General features: G+C 42.7%; 1 protein-coding gene. It reads right to left on the minus strand.

The features are described from left to right. A partial coding sequence (locus D0T51_RS11970) for a hypothetical protein (RefSeq protein WP_203583388.1) occupies positions 1–5,169 on the minus strand: 5,169 nt, incomplete at both ends.

Here is a 5,169-nt window from a genome sequence, read left to right on the forward strand (position 1 = left end):
TGTTGTCGATTTATCACTACTGATTGCATCCCAAAGAGTCAATCCGCCAGAAACAACGTCACAGAATACATAATCCGATGCAGAACCGACAAATGTCACTGCTGGAGGAGCAGCTACAACAGAAACGGTAGCGGCGTTTGAGCTTGTGTTTCCACAAATACCGGTAGATGTTTCATCATTATTTAAAACAACTACATAATAAGAACCACCATCAGCTATAGCTGCATTGTCCTTAGTATAAGTCGGAACAGTGGTTGTTGTTACATATGTACCACTCGGAGCTACTCCTTTATACCATTTATACTTCGCACCACTTGGTGCTGTACCTGTCAGAGATGTTGTCAGAGTGAATGAATTACCGGCAGTAAGCGTTGTTGTAGCCGGAGCAATGGTAACACCTAAATTAGCATTGACTGTAATAGTAATCGCTTTCGCTGTTGACACATTCGGATTTCCCTGGTTCGTGGCAAAAGCATATACAGTCGTACTATTTGTGTACGCCTTGGATGCATCTGTGATTTCAGATGTACATGCCGCATCCGAGTAGAACTTAACCGTTGTATTGGTAGCCGTTTTAGCTGTAACCAATGTAGAGAACGGAACAGTTACCGTTCCACAATCCGTAAAGGTATTGCTTGACAGCGTATATACCAACGAAGGATAAACCGTATACGGAAGATCTACCATTCCATACGACTGTGTTTCGTAAATCACTTCTACAGTTTCTTTCGCGGTAAAACCAGCGGCAGCAGCGATATCATTCTGAGTAGAATGAGCGGCAGTAACAACTTTAGAAGACGCAGCGGCACCACCATCGAACTTACCGGTTACACCGTTGCTCTCGATCGTTAATGTTTCACCCGGAGTCTGGTCGGCAAAGATAGATACGGCGTTGGTTTTAACGAATAAGACATCCAACGAACTGGTAGAGGCCGCTACTATTTGATTGTTACCAAATATCGCTGTTTTAGTCATATACTTAGCCACTAACGTTTTCTTGGGAAGAGCTTGTTCAGCTCCGACTCCGTCGTATGTCACCGGAATTGTATAGGTGATTTTATCTCCTACACTATTTAAATTGCCAATTGGCAATACCAATTTAACAAGGCGGCTTGCTCCGCTGTCGTCCGTATCCGTCACACTGGTTGTACCAGAAGTCACAGTAGGAGTTCCAACGGTCAGGTATTTAGGAATATCCAATTCCATATAATCATTCACATCAAAAGAAGAAGTCTTTTTACTTACCTCCACCTCTACAATCAAATCATATGTATTCGATACAGAAGAGAATGCTTTATTGGCTGAAGTCACACTAACAGTCAACATATTAGCCAAGTCCAAACGGGGAGCCATCTTCTGTGATTCGACACTGGCGGTGATTGCACCCGCATTCACTCCACTTGCCTGAGCCGTTCCTGTGAAATGCATAGTTCCATCAGTTGGAGTTCCACTCTTTGGTTCATAAGTGATTTCCAGAGTAGCGATTTGTTCGTCCAGATTCGGCTGACTATTAAAACCAGGGAAGGTTATATTCGCCGGTGTTCCGGCAATTACCTTACGGATATCGAAGGTGAACTTATCCCCTGCCAATGGGAAGGCAGCATTAAACTCTGCCGCTGTCAGGGTATAAGTAATACCGTTATAAGTAGCCACTGCACTCTTCACCTCCTGCCCTGCAGGAACAGTGATTTCCATAGTCGGATTAGAGATATCACCGGCACTGGATTCTGAGCTAAGTGTTGCTGTCAATTTATAAGTTTCCCCTTCCTTGAACATCACATTATCCACTTTCAGCGAGGCATCAAGCTTATTTGCCAATGGCTGAATGGTTACTGTTTTGCCAACTCCCATATTGTTATCGGAAGGTGTTCCCGATGGAGTATATGCTGCGGTCCAACCAGAGAGAGGAGTTACCTTGATGGTTCCGCCATCCGTTCCTTTATAGTTAAACTTCAGCGAAACACTTTGAGTACCTTTCGATACGATTGAAGGAGACACTTTCACAAACTTGCCCTCTACGACATCACTTGTAGTTCCACCAACCAGTACCAGCCCATCGAAATCACCTTCGAGCATCAACCAGTTATCTTTGACGGTAGAAGTACTCGTGTTGATGAATTTCACATCCATCTCGGTTACAGCCTTATCCGCCGGCTGCAGAGTTGCCAGGGTTTCAAGAGAGATAGAAGGACCCGAGTAAGTAAGCTCTCTTGATTTAGTAGTATTAAGAACATCTTTACCTGTAATCGGATTGCTGTATTTCACCTCAAAAGATATCTTTGATGCAGCTTTTACGCGCGTAGAGGCCTGCAATTTATAGTCTAAACACTGTTCCCATTTTTCGTCCGGATAAGGCCATGTTTTACCTGGGCCGTATAAATCGCCAATATTTGTCGTATAAACATCATACTCCGGATCACTCGTATCCGCAGTAAGTCCGGTTAATAAGTCTGCACTTCCGGCTTCATTTTTTGATTCAGTAACCGTTCTTCCATATTTTTTCAATGATAACTTCTCTAAAGTATATCCTTTAGGTACCTTTACGATTAATTTACTTGGGTAAGCCAATGAACGTACCTCATACGGGAAGTGAGGAGCCGGCAAGTAGTTAGACCAGAAGGTATACATATAGACATATAGATCTTTTTGCGTTGTTGCCGAAGGGAAATTGACACCTTCAATAAGAGCATCAAATTGAGGCTCCAAGTTATAAGTGCCCATAGAGAGGGACATCACAGAATTTCCTTTGAGAGTTCCTGTCGGCGTTATTGGATTATCCGAAGAGGCTCCGATCAATGCGTTGGATGTAATAGGACGGGTAGCATTTCTTTGCCCTTTCACCGTAAAAGGAAGAGTAAAAGTTAATACCGATGATCCATTCAGTTTAGCGGTTGGTGTATACTGAAGATATCCACGCTGGTCATCCACCTTCTTATAACTTAATGCCGGATTGGGAACACCACCGATTAAGGGGGTATCGAAGGTTAAACCATCAGAAGAAACCCCTAAAGCGAAATTATTTGTCTCTAACGGAAGGAAAATAGACTCTCCTACATTAACTGCATCGATTAGTTCTACATTCCACACAAAAGCGCCCTTATCTTCAGCTATATAAATAGTATGGTCAATCAAATTCTGAGTCGGATCCGTTGTGCCATCAGCAACTGCACCTCCTTTTTCATTATTTAGAGGGGCATAACCTTGCGACGATTTATCTCTTTTCAATTCAAAGGATTGAAGTTTAATACCATTAAAATCACGCACATAGTGAACCGGTTGAATTAAACGGGAGGTTTCAAGAGTGGAAACAACAGCACTGTTTATTGTCAATTTCTGTGTCAATGAATATTTAATTTCACCAGACGCATTGCCAGTAGGCTTTGCATCTTGTTTTACCTTGTAACTACATTTTAAAAGTAGCTTAAGGCCACCTTTATAAGCATCTGAGCGATTTATTGTATATTCTCCGGGAGTACCAGTTGGATTCACTGAAAACAAAGGAGTTCCTCCTGCATAGCTCAGTTCATTTAACTCAACATTTTCAATCTCCAACCATGCCGGATGATCAATCTTTAGAGTCGATGCGTATTCAGAGCCGGTGCCTACATATCCGGTTCTTAAATTCATTTGAACTTCTTCTTTTATTATTTGGGTTTGATCTGTAGGATTTTCATCCGTAAACGTCAACCCTTCAGCTCTTTCATAAAAACGAGGAGAATCCTTATAAGCACTATATACTGCACCTGAAACGCCATTATCCCCATTCTTATTTTTAACTTCTTTAACCCAAATACGGGCACCTATATGATAATCGCGTGAATCTGTTAAGATATTCTTTTTATTAGAAGCCGCGTCATCCAAATAGATTTTTCCATAATGCCCCGGGAAATAAACAACGACTTCTTTGCCTGCAGGCACTTCGTCGTAGATATACAGAGTTAAATGTCTACTCCATTGATCTACCCCAGCAGGAAGTGGCACCTCAGTCATATAAGATAGCCACTCCCCTCCTAATTTATACTGATGCATATTCGCAGGAACAGCTTTCAGGGGTCCGTTATCAATTTGATAATAGGCCGTTTCCCCTACTTTATGGTAAAAGAGACCACCCGGATATCCATTTTGTTCTACCCGGAAAAAACCAATAGCACCTGTACCTGTGTTTTTGAGAGTTGACTTGACAAACACTAAGCTACCATCCATGGTAGGATGTGTACCTGTTTCATAACAAAGAGAAGAAGAAGGTTTTACGGGTGTTCCGTTATCATTCCCTACAAATTCTACTTTTAAAATGCTCAAATTCGTAGTTCCTACATCCGCTACCGGCACCAGGAAATTCAGGTTTTCAACCTTACTTACATTACAGTCTGTCTTGATCTCACATTTGATTGAACGGTTACCCCCCATTACCGGGTGTTTAGACTTGAATTTAAGTTCTTTTCCGGAAATACTAAGCACTTCATTCGTGAATGTGAGTGTATATTTATTACCGGACTTCACAACCGTCCCTGCAGTGAAGCTCGCTTCGTCTAAGGTAAACGAATCGTCAACTGTCAGGACAATGGTTGTCATCTTGGCTTTCCCTTTTGTCGAAGTAAGAACAATCTTATGCTCTGCTCCGCCAACATAATCCGATCCATCCGCAGGTTTTGTATAGATGAGATTCAATTGCGGGTTCTCCACTTTAACATTGGCTGATTGGCCAGCATCCGTAATACCTGCTGCTACCACCTTGGCAGTGATAGCCGCTGTACCTACTGCAGCATCACCATTGGCCAAAACTTTCAACGTTCCTGAGCCGACTTCACCATTATTAATACCCCCTGTAATAGGAATCGTAACAATTGTCTTGTCTCCACTCGGTGCAGCCGTAGCCGTGCCAAAGGTATAGTCGTTACCCGCCCCGGTTGCTACTACCGGAGTGGCAGCAGTTACCTTGACTCCTTTCGGAAGGGTAATTTGAATTTCAGCAGTAGCTGCTGTTTTCTCTGCCTGAAAATAGAAGGTTAACTTCTTATCTTCATCCAGTCCATTGCGATACAGATCATCGCTCGAGAGGCTCTGCCAGGTTATGTCCTGTTGCCCAAAACTACTCGCCGTACCTATAAATACAGCCAGTAGCATTACACACCAAAGTCGCCAACGACTATGCGTCGTTCGCAACCTTTT

Origin of the sequence: Parabacteroides sp. 52, from assembly GCF_010500925.1 — a bacterium.
Classification (GTDB): domain Bacteria; phylum Bacteroidota; class Bacteroidia; order Bacteroidales; family Tannerellaceae; genus QVMG01.